A 17,849-nucleotide genomic window follows, 5' to 3' on the forward strand; every position below is an offset into this window, starting at 1 on the left:
CTGTCGAGACTGGCGGAAAGCACGGTGGTAGCATCCGCCATGGCAGACCGCCGCGCAACAGATACAGGATCGCCTCGACAATTCGCCTGAGCGGCCATTTGCGCGGACGGCCCACATGCGACGGCGGTGGCAAAAACGGCTCAAGCAGCGCCCATTCGGCGTCGGTCAAATCACTTGGCAAAGCCAAGTCCGCGCGGGCATACTGCGCCCGAGTGGTGTCGGTCCACATCCTTGATCTCCGGTAGTCTTCGCAAAACCACCTGAATCAACGACTTGGGCTCGCGTCAAGCTAACCCACTGATACCACTCAACTTAGTTTCGGATCAGGCTCTCACGGTGAAATCACAAACCACTATAGAATCACCCCGGCTCCCGCTTGCCAATAAAGTAGCTCATCGGGTTGCTCCCCCGATAGCTGGCGTACTGCGGGTTCATCGCCTCATAGACCACCGCGTTTTCCAGCACGCGCTGGACGTAGTTGCGGGTTTCGGAAAGCGGGATCTTCTCGATCCATTCCACCCAGTCGATCCCCCCATTGCGCGGGTCGCCGTTGGCGCGCAGGAACTTGTTCACGTTGCCGGGGCCAGCGTTATAGGCAGCCACGGCCAGCGGCCACGATCCGCGATAATAATCCAGCATCCGCGCGAAATAGCCCGAGCCGAGCTGGATATTGTACCCCGCATCCTGCGTCAGCGCCGAGGCGTTGTACGACAGCCCCAGCTTGCCCGCCTGCTCGTTGGCCGTCCCCGGCATCAGCTGCATCAGGCCCCGCGCGCCGGCATGGCTGACTGCGTTCTGCGCGAACTGGCTTTCCTGACGGCTGATCGCGTGAATGCCGGTCCACTTGGCCTCATAGCCCGGCGGCACCGGGATCAGCGGGAAGGCGATGTGCTGAAAATCGAGGTAGCCGCGCGCCGCCGCTGCCTGCCCCACGATCACACCCAGATCGCGCCGACCCAGCTCACGCGCAAGGTTCGCCACCATCATGTGCTGCGCCTCGGTCTGCTGCTGCTCGGCCACTTCCTTGAAGAACCGGATTGTCGTCTTCCAGTCGCCATTGCGGGCGACCTCCCGCACGGCCAGTGTCAGCGGCTGGCTGTAGAACCGGCTGCGCTCGTCAGGCGAGGGCTGGACCGAAGAGTCGGTGGCAAATTGCGGCACCGGGCGGCCAAGCCGCTCCAGAGCGAGCAGTCCGTAGAACTGGTCGCCATACTGCGCCGCCATCTCGAAATAGCGCCTAGCTTCGGCCTGCTGACCGGCGCGCGCCGCCGCCTTGCCAGCCCAGTAGAAGCCCTTCGATCGCGTCCCCGGCGTCCGTGCGGCCGCACCATAACGCCAGAACAGCGGCGCTGCGCCGGCATAATCGCCGGTGTTGAAATAGCCTTGCGTGCCACCGAGCCACATCAGCGAGGTGTAATCGTCACGCAAGTCATAGGCGCGGGCGCTGATATCCTCGCCGGGAGCGAAGGCATCGTCGATCCCGGCGGCAATCCGCATGGCCGTGCGCGCGTCACCCGATGTTGCCGCACCCCGCGCATTGACCAGCAGTTCCTCGACCCACTTGGCCTGATCGAGCGGCTTCCGCGCCAACAAGGGGCGGTTGGCCAGCAGATCGCGCGCGGCAGCACCCTGTCCGCCTTTGCGCAACTGCCGCACGCGCTGGAAGATGAAGCCCGGATCGGCGTTGAACTGCTGCGCAGGCACGCCCGCCAGCAGCACATAGGGATCGCCACCCTGCATCGCTGCCAGCCGCGCGCCGTCTATCGCCTTGCGAGCTGGGCTGATCCAAACGATCTGCCGCGCCGCCTGATCCACCGCGCCTGCCCACAGCAGCGCGTCCATCCGTGCATCGTGATCGTCAAGCGTAAAGCTCGTGCCCCAAGCAGAGAACAGCGCGGTTTCCGCCGCATCCGTCATCGCCCCGCCGCGCCACGCGGTCCGTGCCGCTTCACGCGCTTCGGGGCGGCCAAGCTGCGTCAACGCCAGCGCATATTGCGCGCGGCCAAGATTGGTCAGCGGCGGCTTCTGGCTGAAATAGGCAACAAGCCGCGAAGGATCGGCAAAGTCCCGCTCCAGCGAAAGCTCGGCATAGCGGCGCAGCTTCTCCTCGTCCGGGAAGCCCGGATAGGACAGCACGAAGCTCGAATAATCGGAAAAGCCGAAGCGGTTGGAACTCGACAGAAGCTTCCACCGATCCACCGCCGCCATCATCGGCCCGCCTTGACCGGCGACCAGATTGGCCCGCGCCCGGTCCCAGTCGGAACCGTCCGCACCATCTGTGCCGCTTGCGTGCACCGCGCTCGACGCGGCAACTGTCTGCAGCAGTACCCCCGCAAGACCCCATCGCAACATCAAGGCTTTCACGTCCATGCCGGACATACTATGGAGCGGCTCCTTATCAGGCGCTGAACAGACCCCCGCAGGGTTCGGCTCGTCGTAAGCCGAACACGACTATGGGATAAATTGAGGGATATTGTCCATGTTTTCCGGCTCCATTCCGGCTCTTGTGACTCCTTTTCGCGATGGAGCGTTTGACGAGAAAGCTTTTCGCCGCCTGGTCGACTGGCAGATCGAGAACGGCTCGTCCGCGCTCGTCCCCTGCGGCACCACCGGCGAGGCATCGACCCTGTCCAACGCCGAGCACCACCGCGTGATCGAAGTCTGCGTCGAGCAGGCCGCCGGCCGCGTGCCGGTCATCGCAGGCTGCGGCAGCAACGACACGATGAACGCGCTGCTGCACATGAACTTCTCCAAGAAGTGCGGTGCTTCGGCCGCGCTCTGCGTCGCGCCGTACTACAACCGGCCGAGCCAGGCGGGCATCATCGCCCACTTCAGCTACCTAGCCGAGCACAACGACCTGCCGATCGTGCTCTACAACGTGCCCGGCCGCACCGTCACCGACATCCTGCCCGAGACAGTGTGCGAACTCGCCAAGCGCTATCCTGACAGGATCGTCGCGATCAAGGACGCCAGCGGTGACCTCAGCCGCGTGACCGACCACCGCATGGGCATCGGCAAGCACTTCTGCCAGCTTTCGGGCGACGATGAACTGGCGCTCCCCGCCAACGCAGCGGGCGCGGTCGGCTGCATTTCGGTGACGGCAAACGTCGCGCCGAAGCTCTGCGCCGAGTTCCAGGCAGCCTGCGCCGCCAACGATCTCGAAAAGGCGCGCGAGCTGAACGACAAGCTTTACCCGCTGCACTACGCGATGTTCTCGGATGCCTCGCCCGCGCCGCTGAAGTACGCGCTGAGCCGTGTGTTCGAGGGCATCAACGACGAGCTGCGCCTGCCGCTCGTGCCCGCCAGCCCCGAAGCCCGCGCCAAGGTCGATGCCGCGCTGGAGCATGCCGGGCTGATCTGAAAACAGGTCTGCCCCGACAAAGTGAGAAGTCCCACTTTCGCTTTGCCGGGGCAGCGCCTACATGAGCGGGACCATGGCACGTCCCGTACATCCTGAATTCGACAAGACCAAAGTCGTCGCCGAGAATCGCAAGGCGCGGTTCGAGTACTTCATCGAGGAGAAGTACGAGGCGGGCATCTGCTTGACCGGCACCGAGGTGAAATCGCTGCGCTTCGGTGAAGGCTCGATTGCCGAGAGTTACGCCGAGGTGAAGAACGGCGAGGTCTGGCTGGTCAATTCCAACGTGCCGGAATTCAGCCACGGCAACCGCTTCAACCACGTACCCAAGCGCCCGCGCAAGCTGCTGTTGAAAGAACGCCAGATCGCAAAGTTTACCGGCGCCGTTGAGCGCAAGGGCATGACGCTCGTGCCGCTGTCGATCTATTTCAACAGCCGTGGCCGCGCCAAGGTCGAACTCGCGCTGGCCAAGGGCAAGAACGTGGCCGACAAGCGTGCCACCATCAAGGACCGCGACTGGAAACGGGACAAGGCCCGGATCATGAAAGATCACGGGTAAGTCACCTCAGCGGTGATGCACTTCACCGACCGGCAAGGAAATCCGGTCTAGTTGCGATCTGATGTCCCGTGGCGGGGCGGACGGGAAACGGGTAGAACTAGCAGGCGATGTTCGACAGGATCGTCAACTGGGCGCGGGCAAACATGCCGACGCGTGAGCAGATGGAGCAGAACCGCTTCGCCCGTCCGCTCGCCGCGCGCCATGAACTTTGGCGTTTTACCCGCCGCTCGGTGCCGCGCGGCGTGGCGGCCGGCCTGTTCATCGGAATCTTCGCGCTGATCCCGGGCGTACAGATCGTCGGCGCGGCCTTGATGTGCGTGCCGTGCCGGGGCAACATCCCGCTCGCCGTGCTGATGACCTTCATCTCGATCCCGCCGACCACGCTGTTCGTGTTTCTCCCCGGCGCGATCGCGGTCGGTAACAGCTTCGGTTTTCACGCCGATTTCTCCACTGTCCACGCCTTGATGACCAAGGGTGCGGGGCTGGGCGAATGGCTGGCCTGGCTGGGCTCCGACGCCGCACCCTCGCTGATCATCGGGCTGTTCCTGATCTCCGTGATTGCAGCAGCCCTCGGTTATGTCATCTCCGCGCTCGGCTGGCGCTGGTGGACGGCACATAAGCGCAAGGTGCGCAAGGCGCGCGCCGCAGCACGCGATTTCCCTGACTGATGGTCGGTTCCGGCAGCGAGGCGGCGACCGCGACTGACGCGCCCGCGCCGCTGCGTGACTGGCTGATGCTTGGCGGGGCCGTGCTGGCGAGCGCAGGCGTGCTGTGGACGGTTTCGGGCCAGCCTTTGCTGGTCGCAGGTTTCGTCGGCGGCGTTGGCGTGATCGGAGCGGCGCTGCGGCTCGCCTTCCGGTCGCCGCAAGTCGCGGCGGAAGCCGAGTTCGCTGTTCCGGACTGGTCGGTCACCAATGCCGCGATCGAACGCAGCGATGTGGGCATCGCGATCACCGACCGCGCCGGACGGCTGGTCTGCGCCAATGCGTTGATGGGTGAGTGGTTCGGCCCTGCCGCCGCTCCGCCGCGCCTGCCGCTGGAGCGTGCCTCCACCGAACTGCTCGAAGCCGCCACCCGGGCCGCATGGCGCGATGGCACGGCATCGGCGGAAGGACTGGCATCCACGCAGGGCACGTGGCGCGCCGAACTGTCGCGGGCAGGGCGGGGCGAGGACTTTCTCGTCTGGCGGTTCCTGCCCGTCGTCACCCACGATCTCGTGGCCGACATGGCCGGACATATCGGTGGAAAGCTCGGGCGGGCCTTGTCGCGCGAGGGGCTGCAGTCGGCAGTCGTCGCGCCCGACGGTGCGATCGTTGCGGCCAACACCGCCTTCGCCCAGCGCGCTACCGGCTCGCCCACGCAGGACCTGACCGGCGCGGACTTCGTGTCCTACCTTGTCAGCGACGAGAGCGACCGCATCTTCTATGCCCGCGAGGGTCGCAAGGGCACGCCGGTCAAGCTGGTCCACCTGCCCGTGGCCGACCCCGACGGCATCGCCAACATCGACCCGGCGCGCACCGCCTCGCTGTTTCTGCTGATTGATAGCCAGGGCGGCGTTGGCGAGGTGAGCGCAGGGCTGCCCCAGATCGAGGCGCTGCTCGCGCGCCTGCCGCTCGGCCTTGCCATGACCGACCGCGACGGCCGCTTCCTCTTTGCCAACGCCGCGTTCTTGCGCGCCGCCGGGCACGAGGACAGGATTCCGCCGCCTTATCCATCCGACCTCGTGATCAAGGAGGACAAGGGCGCGCTGCTCGATGCGGTGCGCCGCTATGCGCAAGGGCAGGCGACGGCGGGCGACGTGGCCGTGCGGCTTCGCGCAGCGCCGGACGAGCCGGTCTCGCTCAGCCTCGCCGGCGTGCGCGGACTGGGCGAGGGGGCGGTGCTGCTCAGCCTCAAGGACTCGTCCGAGGAGACTCGGCTCAAGCGCGAGATTGCGCAGGCCACCAAGATGCAGGCGGTCGGCCAGCTCGCTGGCGGCGTCGCGCACGATTTCAACAATGTGCTGACCGCGATCATCGGCTATTGCGACCTCATGCTGATGCGCCACACGCCGGGCGACAGCGACTATGACGACATCCAGCAGGTCAAGGCGAACTCGAACCGTGCAGCTTCTCTGACGCGGCAGTTGCTTGCCTTCTCGCGCCAGCAGACCCTGCGCCCGCAAGTGCTGCAGCTGCCAGACGTTGTCGCCGAAGTATCCGCGCTGCTGAAGCGGCTGATCGGCGAGAAGATCACGCTTGAGGTCACGCACGACCGCGATCTCGGCTTCGTCCGGGCCGACCCGACCCAGCTCGAACAGGTCCTCCTTAACCTTGCCGTCAACGCGCGCGATGCGATCAACGACAAGCTGGCGGCGGTTGGGGCCAAGGGCGGCGGCGTGGTCAAGCTGATGACCCGGCGGATAACCGCAGCCGACGTGCGCGCAATGAAGAGCGAGATCCTGCCGGTGGGTGATTACACCGCGCTGGTGGTGGAGGACAACGGCCACGGCATCAAGCCCACGCAGATCGGCAAGATCTTCGAGCCGTTCTTCACCACGAAGGAAAAGGGCAAGGGCACCGGCCTCGGCCTGTCGACGGTCTATGGCATCGTCAAGCAATCGGGCGGGTTCATCTTTGCCGAGAGCGAGGTCGGCAAGTTCACCCGCTTCAGCATCTACCTGCCGGTCCACGTCCCCGACGCCGCCGAGCCCGCGCCGACAGTGCGGGCCACGGCTGAGCCCAAGCGCGAATGGTCGGGCGGTGGGCGCATCCTGTTGGTCGAGGACGAGGACACCGTCCGTGCGGTGGCCGAACGCGCGCTGGTGCGGCAGGGTTATGAGGTGACGACAGCGGCTGATGGAGAGGAGGGGCTTGAAGCGATCGGCAAGGGCAGCTTCGATCTCGTCGTGTCCGACGTGGTCATGCCGACGATGGATGGCCCGGCCATGGCTCGCGAAATCCGAAACCTGCGCCCCGAACTGCCATTCCTGTTCATGTCGGGCTATGCCGAGGAGCAGTTGCGGCGCGAGATCGACATTCCCAACATGCACTTCCTGGCTAAGCCGTTCTCGGTTCAGCAGATCTGCGACGCGGTAGAAATGGTGCTGCGCGGGCGGTAATTCGTTCACATATGTGAACAAGGGTTTACGGGGTTTACACTGTCCTGAGAGAAAACTTCGGGGTGGTTTTCGGGCGCTCTAACCGCAGGTTTCACATTCGGGTGAATGGCTGACCCAAGCCTGCGCGCCGGATGCACGAAGGGCGAAGGCTTGGTGCCCGGTAAAGCACGAGCGATTGACGGTTCAAGGAGCGTTGCGGAGCCTGCCTTGCAACCTGGGGTGTAGGACAGGTGATTTACAACCGGAATGGTGGAACCGGTTGAGCCGTCCCGGTGCGCGCGGATTCGGTGGCGGCTTCGACCACGGCCATCACCGCCAGCGCCTGCTCCGCAGTGACGGCGAGTGGCGCTCCATCAAGTGCCATCGCGATACCGGCGTAAAAGGCGGGATAGTCGCCCGGATGGACGGTGAGTGGATGGGTTTGCCCCTCGGCCTCGTAGCGGGTGAGGGGAGTATCCTCTTGGCCCCAATCCGGCGCGCCGGGGCGCAGGCCTTCGAGCAATTGCGCCTCCTGCGGATCGAGGCCGTGCTTGATCAGGCTGCCTTCACTCCCGTGGACGATGAAGCGGGGGGAGCCGCCAGCCACGAGCATTCCTGCGTGAAGGACACAGCGCATGTCGGGAAATTCGAGCACGACATGCGCCCAGTCGTCAGTCCGCGCCCCATCGCGCAAGGCGCCAAGGCTGGCGATCACGCGGGTTGGCTGGCCGAACAGGCAGAGCACCTGGTCGACCAGGTGCGGCCCGAGATCGGCCCAGACGCCGCTGCCGGGGCCGGGGTTCTCGCGCCAGCGATCGCGCACCACGGGTCGGAAGCGGTCGAAGTGGCTTTCGAAGTGGGCGACCTTGCCGATCACGCCTTGTTCGATCGCGTTGGCGATGGTGAGGAAATCGCCGTCCCAGCGGCGATTGTGGAAGACGCTGAGCAGGGTGCCCTTTTCTGCGGCGTGCGCGGCGATGAGGCGGGCATCTTGAAGGGTGAGGGCAAGGGGCTTGTCCACGACCACCGCCTTGTCTGCCGCGACTGCGGCGTGGGCGAGGGGAGCGTGGCTGTCGTTCGGCGTGGCGATGACGACGAGATCAATCGCCGGGTCGGCAAGCACGGTGGCGATATCGGCTTCGACGCGCATTTTGGGCAGGTCGGCATGGACTTTGGCCGGATCGCTGGAGACGACGGCGGTAAGGCGCAGGCCGGGTTCGGCCAGGATCAACGGGGCGTGGAAGGTCTTTCCGGCATAGCCATAGCCGATGAGGGCGACGTTGTGGGGCACGAGAGAATCCTTGAGCGTGGCTGTTCTGTCGTATGGCACCGCAATCGTTGATCACCCACCCCCAACCCCTCCCTCAAGGGAGGGGAGCGAGACTTGCGAGTAGCCGCAGCGGGGAGGGTTCCGGCGCCATCGAATTTGCGACCAACTTAACCTTCAGAATTTCAGTTGGAGTGCAAAGGCTTCACCTTCGATCAACCCCTCTGCCTTGCGCACGGAGGCCTTGATCGGAACCATCCAGCCGCGCTCCTTGCTGGGGAATGCCGAGGTGCGCCATTCGGTTTCGCCAACCTGCACCGTCACCTTGACCGATCCCCAGCCCGCGCGGCGGCCGGTTTCGAGGCGGTGCATCAGCGCCGTTGCGCTGAGCGCTTCGCCCACTTCGCCATCCACCGTGACGAAGAACCAGTCGCCCCCGTTGGCCCCGCCGGACCAGCGCCAGAGCGTTGTCGTCGTCGCATAAGCATCGTCGCTCATTCGCGTCGGCGCACCGGGACCTTGAGATTGCAGATGTCGATTCCGCCGGCAGGCTGGACGTAGAACGGCTCGCGATGGTTGGCGCTCGCATCGGCATAGCGGCGGAAGGAGGGGCTTTCGGTCGAGAGATATTCGTACGCAGGTAGGTCTGGCACTTCGGCAGCGGAGTGGACCGAAAGGATCGGCGTACGCGCGGCCGGATCGCTATAGACACCCATCGGCGCGGCCCCGCGTGGCAGGGACGAGAGGTACGAGATCCCTTCGATCACGCGCCCGATCACCGCAAGATTGCGGTCAAGCTGTCGGGGGGCATGGCCGATCACGGCATAGAGTTCGGCCCCGGTTCCGGTGTCAGGCGGTTCGTCGCGAGCCACGCCAATGCTGGCATAGCAGTGCACCGGCCATGCACTTGGTCCCTTGCGCGAGGCAGCGAGAGGCCAGCCACGATAGAAGAAGGTTTCGTCGGCGTAAGGATCGGTATCCTTGATCGCGGCACCTTTGTCGGTCAGCGCGTGCCACGCGCCATGTGTGCCTTCGATCGTGGCAAGCCAGGTGTCGAGCTCCTCATGGGTGGCGCTGCGTTCAGGCCCTTCGGGGCGCAGCACGTAGCGCTCCTGCGGCACGCGGGCGAGGCCCGCGGGCAGGGGCTTTGCCTTCAGCCTGTCCTCACCTTCGCCATCGCCCCACTGCGCCACCCAGTTGTCCTGCACGCGATAGACCGAAAGCCCGTCCCACCAGTGTGTGGCCGCAAGCGTGCGGACATTGCCGACCCAGCCTTGCGAGAAGGGATCGGGCAACAACTGGATCACCACGCGGCGCGCCTTGCCAGCAGCATCGGGCGCGAGGTCCATCACCAGCAGATCTTCGGCCGAGATGGGCGTCCAGTCGGACACGGGCGCTGCCGCGACGATCTCGCCGGGCGAAAGTGCCGGCGTTGCGGGAGCGGGCGAAGCCGCGGCGGCGGCGAGAAAGGCGAAGATCGACATTACTTGATCATTGCAGGAACCGACGCCTTGCGAAAGCCATGACATGCCGCTAGGGGGCCCCTTCCAGAGCAATGCGGAGCGGTGGCCGAGTGGTCGAAGGCGCTCGCCTGGAAAGTGAGTATACGTCAAAAGCGTATCGAGGGTTCGAATCCCTCCCGCTCCGCCACTGCCGCTCCACGCGGCGATTGACCGCCTCGCTTCGCTGTTCTTGAGGGACCGATCGTTCCTTAAGATTCAGGCAGTCTGGGCTGGCAGGCCGGGCGGCGATTCATGTTCAGAGAGTTATGGGGTGGCATAAAGTCTTTATCCGCACCACTTAGCTTCCATGGCATCCCAAACTCCCGAACCGATCGTCTCCATCGTTGGTCTCGACAAGATCTATCAAGGTGGCTTCCACGCGCTCAAGTCCGTCGATCTCGAGATCTTTCGTGGTGAGATTTTTGCGCTGCTCGGCCCAAATGGCGCGGGCAAGACGACACTGATCGGCATCGTTTGCGGGCTTGTCCGCGCAACGGGCGGTACGGTGATCGCTGATGGCCATGATATCGCGCGGGATTATCGCGCGGCGCGGGCCAAGATCGGGCTGGTTCCCCAAGAGCTTTCGACCGACATGTTCGAGACCGTTTGGCATACGGTCAATTTCAGCCGGGGCCTGTTTGGCAAGCCGCGCGATCATGCACTCGTCGAGCAAATCCTGCGCGACCTTTCGCTGTGGGACAAGCGTCACAGCAAGATTGCCGGGCTTTCCGGCGGCATGAAGCGGCGCGTCCTGATCGCCAAGGCGCTGTCGCATGAGCCGACGATCCTGTTTCTCGACGAGCCTACTGCCGGGGTCGATGTCGAGTTGCGCCGCGACATGTGGGACATGGTGCGCCGACTGCGCGAAAGGGGCGTCACCATTATCCTGACGACACATTATATCGAGGAAGCCGAAGAGATGGCCGATCGCATTGGCGTGATCGACGGAGGAAAGATTATCCTGATCGACGAGAAGCACGCGCTTATGGAACGGCTCGGCCGGACGCGCGTGACAGTTGGTCTTGCCGCGCCACTCGACACGTTGCCCCCCGAGTTGGCCGATGAAGGGCTGGCGCTGACGGAGGATGGTGCATCGCTGGTGCTTACCCTGACCGGCGAGGGCGATGGGGCAGCCGGAGCGGCGGACCTGATCAAACGGCTTTTCGCCGCAGGCATCGATTTCCGGTCGGTGGACACCGCGCGATCATCGCTCGAAGAGATATTTGTCGGTCTCGTGGAGAAGCAGGCATGAACTTCCATGCGGTGCGCGCGATCTACGCGTTCGAACTGGGGCGGACACTCCGGACATTGTTCCAGAGCCTTGCCGCGCCGGTGATATCCACGTCGCTCTACTTCATCGTGTTCGGATCGGCGATCGGATCACGGATGGAGACGATCGACAATGTCAGCTACGGGGCGTTCATCGTGCCTGGCCTGATCATGCTGGCGCTGCTCACCGAGAGCGTTTCGAACGCGTCTTTCGGTATCTATCTCCCGCGATTTACTGGCACGATCTATGAATTGCTCTCGGCACCGGTTTCCGCGTTCGAAGCGCTTATGGGCTATGTCGGTGCGGCAGCGACAAAGTCGGTGATACTCGGCCTGATCATTCTGGCGACGGCACGGCTGTTCGTGCCCATTGAGATTGTCCACCCGTTCTGGGCTGCTGCGTTCCTGATTCTCATTTCGATAAGTTTCAGCCTCTTCGGGTTCATCCTCGGACTATGGGCCGACGGTTTCGAGAAGCTTCAGGTCGTTCCGATCATGATCATCACGCCGCTGACGTTCCTGGGTGGTACATTCTACTCCATCAAGATGCTTCCGCCGACGTGGCAGACGGTGACCATGTTCAACCCGATCGTCTATCTGGTGAATGGCTTCCGCTGGTCGTTCTATGGGCAGTCGGACGTCGGTGTCGGCCTCAGTCTCTCGATGATCGTGGCGTTCATGGCGCTGTGGGTGGCGATCATCGCGTGGATCTTCAAGACGGGCTGGCGTCTGCGCACCTGAAGCGGGCGCCAGGTTGCGTTGATCAGCCGACCGAGATCAGATGATCGCCACTCTCCCTGCTGATTTCGATGCGGCGACCCGTGAAGGTCCTGGCAATGTCGATCGCCGTGAGCAGATGCTGGCTTGGCTTTACCGTGGTGAACGCGCCGCCTGAAGCAAGTACGAACGGCAGCACAAGCTGATCGGCAAGGTACGGGCCTGCGAACGCTGACGCGTCAGCATAGCCTTGGATGCGCGCTGCGGAAGTCTTCGCGAGACGTTCTGCCGTGACGCCAAGCTGGCCGAATGCGCTCACGATCTCGGTAATGTTGGCATAGCGCGCTTCGAGCAGAAGAATGATGCCGGGCCCTTGGTCCGCTGGAACCTGATGAAGGCGAAACGCGTCCTCCGGCCAATCGGCAAGATCGCGCCGCGTCCGAGCGAGCATTCGCTCTGCGATCTCGCCCGGAAGTGCCGAGAAGAGAGCCGTGGCGGAGACGCCAAGGGCCTGCCCCCGCGTGGTGCAATCCAGCGGTGCCAGCGGCGCTGGCGTTATATCCACTTCGATCCTGCCGCCACCGCGTGGGAAGAAGCCGTGACGGACCAGACGCGCAGAGACTTGCGGCCCCATCCGGTTGATGATCGGCAGGAACGTGCGCTCGATGAACTCGAACGGCGGCGCCAGCATGTTGTGCGTGCCGCCTTCGAGCACGAGGCGCGAAGGGCCGTTTGCCAGCGCAAGCGGCAACAGCACGGTCTGCAATACGAGGCCCGTCGAGCCCGCTGTTCCCACCGCAAAGTGATATTCGCCGGGGACGGTTCGGCCCGGACGAAACGTCAGCTCTGGACTGCCTACCGCCAGGCCTGTGCATTCTGACCCCGAGATCGCCGCGGCGGCCTCGACCGCCGTGACATGCTGACGCATCAGCCCCGGCTTCGACCGCTTGGCGCGGATGCTGGTGATGCGGAAAGGCTCGCCAGTAACAAGCGACAGCGCGCAGGAATTGCGCACCATCTGCCCTCCGCCTTCGCCTTCCGAACCGTCGATAGTGATCATTTTTCTGCCAATCAGTGGGACATCGAGTCTGGGTGAGGGGAATCACCCCTTCACGCAGACCACCTGCTTCAGTGTATGCACGATCTCGACGAGATCGGCCTGTGCGGCCATCACGTCTTCGATCGGCTTGTAGGCGCGGGGCGTCTCGTCGATCACGCCAGCGTCCTTGCGGCATTCCACGCCCGCGGTATCGGCGATATGCTCGTCGAGCGAGACCAGCTTCTTGGCCTGGGTGCGGCTCATCACGCGGCCCGCGCCATGGCTGCAGCTGTCGAAGCTTTCCGGGTTGCCCAGCCCGCGCACGATGAAGCTCTTTGCCCCCATCGAACCCGGGATGATCCCCAGCACGCCCTTGGCCGCGCGCACCGCCCCCTTGCGGGTGACAAGCACGTTCTCGCCGAAGTGGTGCTCACGCGTCACGTAGTTGTGATGGCAGTTCACCGCTTCCATCTCTGCCTCGAACGGCTTGGCGATCTTTGCCCGCAATGCGGCGATGACGTTGATCATCATCATGCGCCGGTTGAGCGCAGCAAAATCCTGCGCCCAGCCAACAGCTTCGACATAGTCGTCGAAGTGGTCGGTACCTTCCGGGAAGTAGGCGAGGTCCTGATCTGGCAGGTTGATATGCCACTTGCGCATGTCCTGCTTGGCAAGTTCGATGAAGAACGTGCCAATGGCATTGCCGACCCCGCGCGAACCGGAATGCAGCATGACCCAGACGCGCGCTTGCTGATCAAGGCACAACTCAATGAAGTGGTTGCCCGTGCCGAGCGTGCCGAGGTGCGTGAGGTTGTTTGTGTTCTTCAGTCGCGGGAACTTTGCGCATATCACATCGAAGCGGGCCACGAGCGTGGCCCAGGCTTCGACGATCGCGGGTGGGGGCGAGCCCCAAGAGCCGTGATCACGCTGCCCGCGCCCGACACTACGCCCATGCGGCACGGCCTGCTCGATCGCCGAGCGGATGCCATCAAGACTGTCGGGGAGGTCATGCGCCATCAGCGAAGTGCGGGCTGCCATCATGCCGCAGCCGATGTCCACTCCGACTGCAGCCGGAATGACGGCGCCTCTGGTCGGGATCACCGAGCCTACGGTTGCGCCAATGCCGACGTGAACGTCAGGCATGGCCGCGACATGCTTGAAGATGAACGGCATCTGTGCAGCCCGCATGAGTTGCGCTCGCGCCTCGTCCTCGACAGGCACACCGCGCGTCCACATCTTGATTGGCACGCCCCCGGGCACATGCTGGAATTCGAAAGTCGTATCGGCCACTCTGGACCTCCTGTGTTGTGTCATTGTGCCGGCGCTCTGGTGCATCTGAGCTACGCCATGTCTTGGTCCTTGAGGGCGATCGGCCCATTCCGACCGCCCTTCGGTTCCGCTTTGCCGGGCTGTTCGACCCACCCGACGCAAATGTAACTGCAGGCAGCGTGCCAGTTTTGATGACATCAACCTTAGGAATTCGTAATGCATTGATTTTGTGATATATATCTAGCGGATGTGGATATCCCGGTCGGATCTTCTCTCATCCTAAGCCAGAAAAATTGTATCCTGTGAGATAAGGTGATAGAAATCTGGCGAATGAAGCCAGTCACCGTCATCAGCTTTCTCGGATCGACGCTGGATGCTTCCAAGTTCGGCCCTTCGCGCTGGATGAAGTGGCGGCCGTCCGTGGGTCTGTGCATGCAAGAAGACCTGCGTGTGGACCGCTTCCTGATGATTCACGGCAGCGCTCACAGCCGTCTCGCCCAGTATGTGACAGAGGATATCGCGTCTGTCTCACCCGAGACCGAAGTCGAGCATCACCTGATCGACTTTGCCGACGCTTGGGATTTCGAGGAGGTTTACGGCAAGCTGCTCGACTTCGCGCGTGCTCAGCCGTTTGATCCCGATGCAGAGGACCTGCTTGTCCACATCACAACCGGAACTCACGTTGCGCAGATTTGCCTCTTTCTCCTGACGGAAGCGCACTACCTTCCTGGACGACTGCTGCAGACCCAGCCGAAGCGAGGTGCTCCGGATGCTGTGGGAACCTGGAGTGTCATCGACCTCGATCTGTCACGCTACGACAGTATCGCCACGCGCTTTGCGAGCGAGGCCGAGGCGAGCACGTCGTTCCTCAAATCAGGCATAGAAACGCGCAATCCCGCGTTCAACGCGATGATCGAGGAGATCGAGCAGGTCGCGAGCCGAACGCGCGCGCCGATCCTGTTGATGGGCCCGACCGGAGCAGGGAAGAGTCAGCTTGCCCGTCGCATCTTCGAACTGAAGAAGCTCAAGCGTCAGGTCAGCGGCCAGTTCGTCGAAGTCAATTGCGCAACCTTGCGTGGTGACAGCGCAATGTCTGCGCTCTTCGGCCACAAGAAGGGGGCATTCACGGGCGCCGCTGCCGATCGCCCGGGCCTCTTGCGCACAGCGGATGGCGGCCTGCTCTTCCTCGACGAGATCGGCGAGCTCGGGCTCGACGAGCAGGCGATGATCCTGCGCGCCATCGAGGACAAGCGCTTCCTGCCCGTTGGGGCTGACCGCGAGGCGGGAAGCGATTTCCAACTTATCGCCGGGACAAACCGTGACCTTGCCCGCTGCGTTGCAGAAGGCACCTTCCGCGAGGATCTCTACGCCCGGCTCAATCTTTGGACTTTTACGCTGCCCGGACTTTCCCAGCGCCGTGAGGACATTGCTCCGAACCTTGATTACGAGCTTGACCGGCATGCCGAGCGCGAGGGCGAACGCGTGACCTTCAACAAGGAAGCGCGCGACCGGTATCTATCGTTCGCGATGTCGGGCGAGGCACAATGGAAGGGCAACTTTCGCGACCTAGCGGCAAGTGTTACCCGAATGGCGACGTTTTCACTCAAGGGCCGGATCGACAGCCACGTGGTTGCCACCGAGATTGCTAGACTGCAGCGGCTTTGGGGCGGAAACGAGAGCGTGGCAGACGATCTCGACACCCTGCTGGATGATCAGCAACTTGCGGATCTCGATCCTTTTGATCGGGTCCAATTGGCGTATGTCGTGACAACCTGCCGAGGCAGCCGCTCGCTGTCCGAAGCGGGACGTGTGCTCTTCGCCGCGTCGCGTGCAAAACGCGCCAGCACCAACGATGCCGATCGACTGCGCAAGTATCTTGGCCGCTTTGGTCTATCCTGGGAGCGGTTGAATTAGGTTCGCAGCACGAGGGCCGTGTCCCGAAGGCAGGTGCGTAGGATCGGTGAACAGTACGCGGGCCGTGGCTCTTGCACGAGGCGGTTGCACGGGCTGTTCCCTACGGGAGCGATTCTTTCCATTCAGCAGGTCTAACCGCGGTTTGCCGGGCTAACCCGCTTCAGAACAGGCCATCGTCCTCGTCGTCATCGAAACCTTCAGTCGGACTTGGCGGCACGGTGACGATGGGGGTGTAGGCAGGTGCGATCGACCGGTTGTGCACCTCTCGCTCGTCAGCCATCGTGTATGTCCGGGCAAGCTGGTCAAGAATGCCCTGATTGATGTTGACGGTTGCGTGATCGGTGCCTGCTTCGCGAGCATGGTCATGACCCAGGGTCTCCCCGACCCGGAGCATGGATCGTTCGAGGGAACTCGCCTCCTCAAGCAGCGACATTGCCGAGGTGAGATTGGTGCGGAGTTCCTGCGCCTCTGTCTCGACCAAAGCCATCGCCACCTGGCCCTTCTGGTTGCAATCGCTGATCGTGGCCAGAAACGTTCCGAGCAGATCCCCCGATGCAGCAGCGTTGTCGACAGAGCGTTCCTGCAGGCGGTGGCAGGGCTCGGACAGTTGTCTTTGGGTCCCGAGGATGGTGTCGGCGATCGAATCGAGCCGATCGGAATAGGTCCTGATCTCGTTGGCAATGACCATGACGGGGCGCCCGACGCCTTGCGCAGTGCGGCAACTGAGGCCGATGTTGATCGCCATGTGCTGCACGTCGAGCCGCAGCATGGAAATCGATCTTGCCCGCTTGTTCACCTCGTCAACGGTCCTGAGGATGAAGTCCTGCGTCGCCATCCCTTCGCTGTTGGCGCGGTCAAGCTGGCGGAGCAAGACATGGGCTTCGCCGACGCTGGTCTCGATCCGGACAAGCATGTCGCGATCACCATCGCCCGACCCGCCATGGTTGAGTTCGCCGAGCTTGTCGCATTGTGCACGCAAGCGGACCAGCGAGCCGGAAAGCTCGGCGGTATCGCGCGAGTATTCGGTTGCAGCAGCCACCGAAAGCGCTGCGAGGACGGCGAGTGCCGGGCCAGCTTCGTGGCTCGGGAGAGCCGCGTCAGCCAAGGCCCGTTCGATGAGGTCGAGACCCTTGACGATGTGTTCGAACCGTTGGCGAACCCGGTCACCAATCTGGATTGCAGCAATGGCAGCGTGCAACTCCGTCTGGATCGCCATGGCAGTCGCGGAAATCACGCGCGCCATCTGGCCGAGGCTGGCCTGATGCGCCTGCAGGTTCCCCGCCTCGCGCATGAGGGTGTCAGGAACTTGAGGGAAGACCTTCGAGCATTCGAGATCGAGCAGACGATCGTTCTGGCTCATCTCGTGGAGGCTCTTGGTCAGCGCCACCAGCATGTGCTCAAGGCCTTCAAGTTCCCTGGATCCCTGGCCGAGCTTTGCACGCATCGCGTCGGCAAATTCCATGAACTGCGGGAGACCCGAAGCGGTGATCTTGACGTTCATGCCATAGATGTCGAGGACCTGCAGGCACCTCAGGACCTCGGCTGTGCTTGTCCGGACCTCGCGGGCGGCGTCATGCAGGATCGTGATCTCACCCGACCGCTGCTTGACGACCTCGCGCACGTTGAGCAGGGAACTAGCTGCCTTGCGCAGGCCGTCGATGGCATCGCTACCAACACCGCCATCGAAGATGCGCGCAACTTCCGTCAGGGCTGTGACGATCGAATCGATGCGACCGACAGCGTGGCACAGTTGCGTGCTCGCGCTGTTGAAGCACTCGTTCATCGGGTCGAGGATCGCCTGGATGTCGTCCTTCAGCGAGGCCGGGTCAGGTGCGTCTGGTGGCGTGGGCGCAACGAGTTTGAGTACGGCCATCGG

At 63.4% G+C, this 17,849-nt stretch carries 15 protein-coding genes and 1 tRNA gene; 8 read left to right on the forward strand and 8 right to left on the reverse strand.

The window, feature by feature from the left end; all coding sequences use genetic code 11:
* Nucleotides 1-229 (reverse strand): transposase (locus IQ25_RS17930; RefSeq protein ID WP_144907653.1); only part of this gene is annotated, 229 nt, incomplete at its 3' end.
* Between the two features lie 131 nt (nucleotides 230-360).
* Nucleotides 361-2,379 (reverse strand): lytic transglycosylase domain-containing protein, encoded by a 2,019-nt coding sequence (locus IQ25_RS17935; protein ID WP_144907654.1) that lies wholly within the window; start codon nucleotides 2,377-2,379, stop codon nucleotides 361-363.
* 100 nt (nucleotides 2,380-2,479) lie between these two features.
* On the opposite strand from IQ25_RS17935, the gene dapA reads away from it, so the two are divergent.
* The 4 genes from dapA to IQ25_RS17955 all read left to right on the forward strand — a co-directional run bounded on the left by dapA (nucleotide 2,480) and on the right by IQ25_RS17955 (nucleotide 7,017).
* On the forward strand, nucleotides 2,480-3,361 hold the full coding sequence (gene dapA, locus IQ25_RS17940) for a 4-hydroxy-tetrahydrodipicolinate synthase (protein WP_144907655.1): 882 nt from the start codon (nucleotides 2,480-2,482) through the stop codon (nucleotides 3,359-3,361).
* Between the two features lie 73 nt (nucleotides 3,362-3,434).
* Nucleotides 3,435-3,917: an SsrA-binding protein SmpB gene (gene smpB / locus IQ25_RS17945; protein ID WP_144907656.1), complete on the forward strand. Its 483-nt coding sequence runs from the start codon at nucleotides 3,435-3,437 to the stop codon at nucleotides 3,915-3,917.
* Between the two features lie 107 nt (nucleotides 3,918-4,024).
* Nucleotides 4,025-4,585, forward strand: coding sequence for a DUF2062 domain-containing protein (locus IQ25_RS17950; protein WP_144907657.1), 561 nt, complete (start codon nucleotides 4,025-4,027; stop codon nucleotides 4,583-4,585).
* Nucleotides 4,585-7,017 (forward strand): hybrid sensor histidine kinase/response regulator, encoded by a 2,433-nt coding sequence (locus tag IQ25_RS17955; RefSeq protein ID WP_144907658.1) that lies wholly within the window; start codon nucleotides 4,585-4,587, stop codon nucleotides 7,015-7,017. Before IQ25_RS17950 ends, IQ25_RS17955 begins: the two co-directional genes overlap by 1 nt.
* A gap of 235 nt (nucleotides 7,018-7,252) precedes the next feature.
* Here IQ25_RS17955 and IQ25_RS17960 read toward each other — a convergent pair whose 3' ends face one another.
* From IQ25_RS17960 to IQ25_RS17970, 3 genes are all read right to left on the reverse strand, one after another.
* The gene (locus IQ25_RS17960; protein ID WP_144907659.1) at nucleotides 7,253-8,287 is read right to left on the reverse strand and encodes an oxidoreductase; all 1,035 of its coding nucleotides are present in this window, start codon (nucleotides 8,285-8,287) and stop codon (nucleotides 7,253-7,255) included.
* A 153-nt stretch (nucleotides 8,288-8,440) separates the two neighbouring features.
* The gene (locus IQ25_RS17965; RefSeq protein WP_144907660.1) at nucleotides 8,441-8,761 is read right to left on the reverse strand and encodes a DUF1905 domain-containing protein; all 321 of its coding nucleotides are present in this window, start codon (nucleotides 8,759-8,761) and stop codon (nucleotides 8,441-8,443) included.
* Nucleotides 8,758-9,747: a peptidylprolyl isomerase gene (locus IQ25_RS17970; protein WP_144907661.1), complete on the reverse strand. Its 990-nt coding sequence runs from the start codon at nucleotides 9,745-9,747 to the stop codon at nucleotides 8,758-8,760. Before IQ25_RS17970 ends, IQ25_RS17965 begins: the two co-directional genes overlap by 4 nt.
* A 75-nt stretch (nucleotides 9,748-9,822) precedes the next feature.
* Between IQ25_RS17970 and IQ25_RS17975 the strand changes: the two genes are divergently transcribed.
* The 3 genes from IQ25_RS17975 (at nucleotide 9,823) to IQ25_RS17985 (ending at nucleotide 11,775) form a co-directional block, all read left to right on the forward strand.
* A tRNA-Ser gene (locus IQ25_RS17975) sits at nucleotides 9,823-9,913 on the forward strand.
* A gap of 159 nt (nucleotides 9,914-10,072) precedes the next feature.
* Nucleotides 10,073-11,017 (forward strand): ABC transporter ATP-binding protein, encoded by a 945-nt coding sequence (locus IQ25_RS17980; RefSeq protein ID WP_144907662.1) that lies wholly within the window; start codon nucleotides 10,073-10,075, stop codon nucleotides 11,015-11,017.
* Entirely contained in the window at nucleotides 11,014-11,775 is a 762-nt protein-coding gene (locus IQ25_RS17985) for an ABC transporter permease (RefSeq protein WP_144907663.1), read from the forward strand. The genes IQ25_RS17980 and IQ25_RS17985 overlap by 4 nt, the downstream gene beginning before the upstream one ends.
* Nucleotides 11,776-11,797: 22 nt before the next feature.
* Here IQ25_RS17985 and rtcA read toward each other — a convergent pair whose 3' ends face one another.
* Together rtcA and IQ25_RS17995 are read right to left on the reverse strand one after the other, a co-directional pair.
* Complete coding sequence (gene rtcA / locus IQ25_RS17990; RefSeq protein WP_144907664.1) at nucleotides 11,798-12,811, reverse strand: RNA 3'-terminal phosphate cyclase; 1,014 nt, start codon at nucleotides 12,809-12,811, stop codon at nucleotides 11,798-11,800.
* Nucleotides 12,812-12,853: 42 nt separating this feature from the next.
* A complete protein-coding gene (locus IQ25_RS17995) occupies nucleotides 12,854-14,080 on the reverse strand; it encodes an RtcB family protein (RefSeq protein ID WP_144907665.1) in 1,227 nt (408 codons plus the stop codon).
* 309 nt (nucleotides 14,081-14,389) lie between these two features.
* Here IQ25_RS17995 and rtcR point away from each other — a divergent pair, with 309 nt between their 5' ends.
* Nucleotides 14,390-15,973 carry an RNA repair transcriptional activator RtcR gene (gene rtcR, locus IQ25_RS18000; protein ID WP_144907666.1) on the forward strand — a complete coding sequence of 528 codons (1,584 nt, stop codon included), beginning with the start codon at nucleotides 14,390-14,392 and terminating at the stop codon, nucleotides 15,971-15,973.
* Between the two features lie 160 nt (nucleotides 15,974-16,133).
* Here the strand turns inward: rtcR and IQ25_RS18005 are convergent, their stop codons facing one another.
* Nucleotides 16,134-17,846, reverse strand: coding sequence for a hypothetical protein (locus IQ25_RS18005; protein WP_144907667.1), 1,713 nt, complete (start codon nucleotides 17,844-17,846; stop codon nucleotides 16,134-16,136).
* Nucleotides 17,847-17,849 lie beyond the last annotated feature (3 nt).

Source organism: Novosphingobium taihuense, assembly GCF_007830315.1.
GTDB classification, from domain to species: Bacteria; Pseudomonadota; Alphaproteobacteria; order Sphingomonadales; family Sphingomonadaceae; genus Novosphingobium; species Novosphingobium taihuense.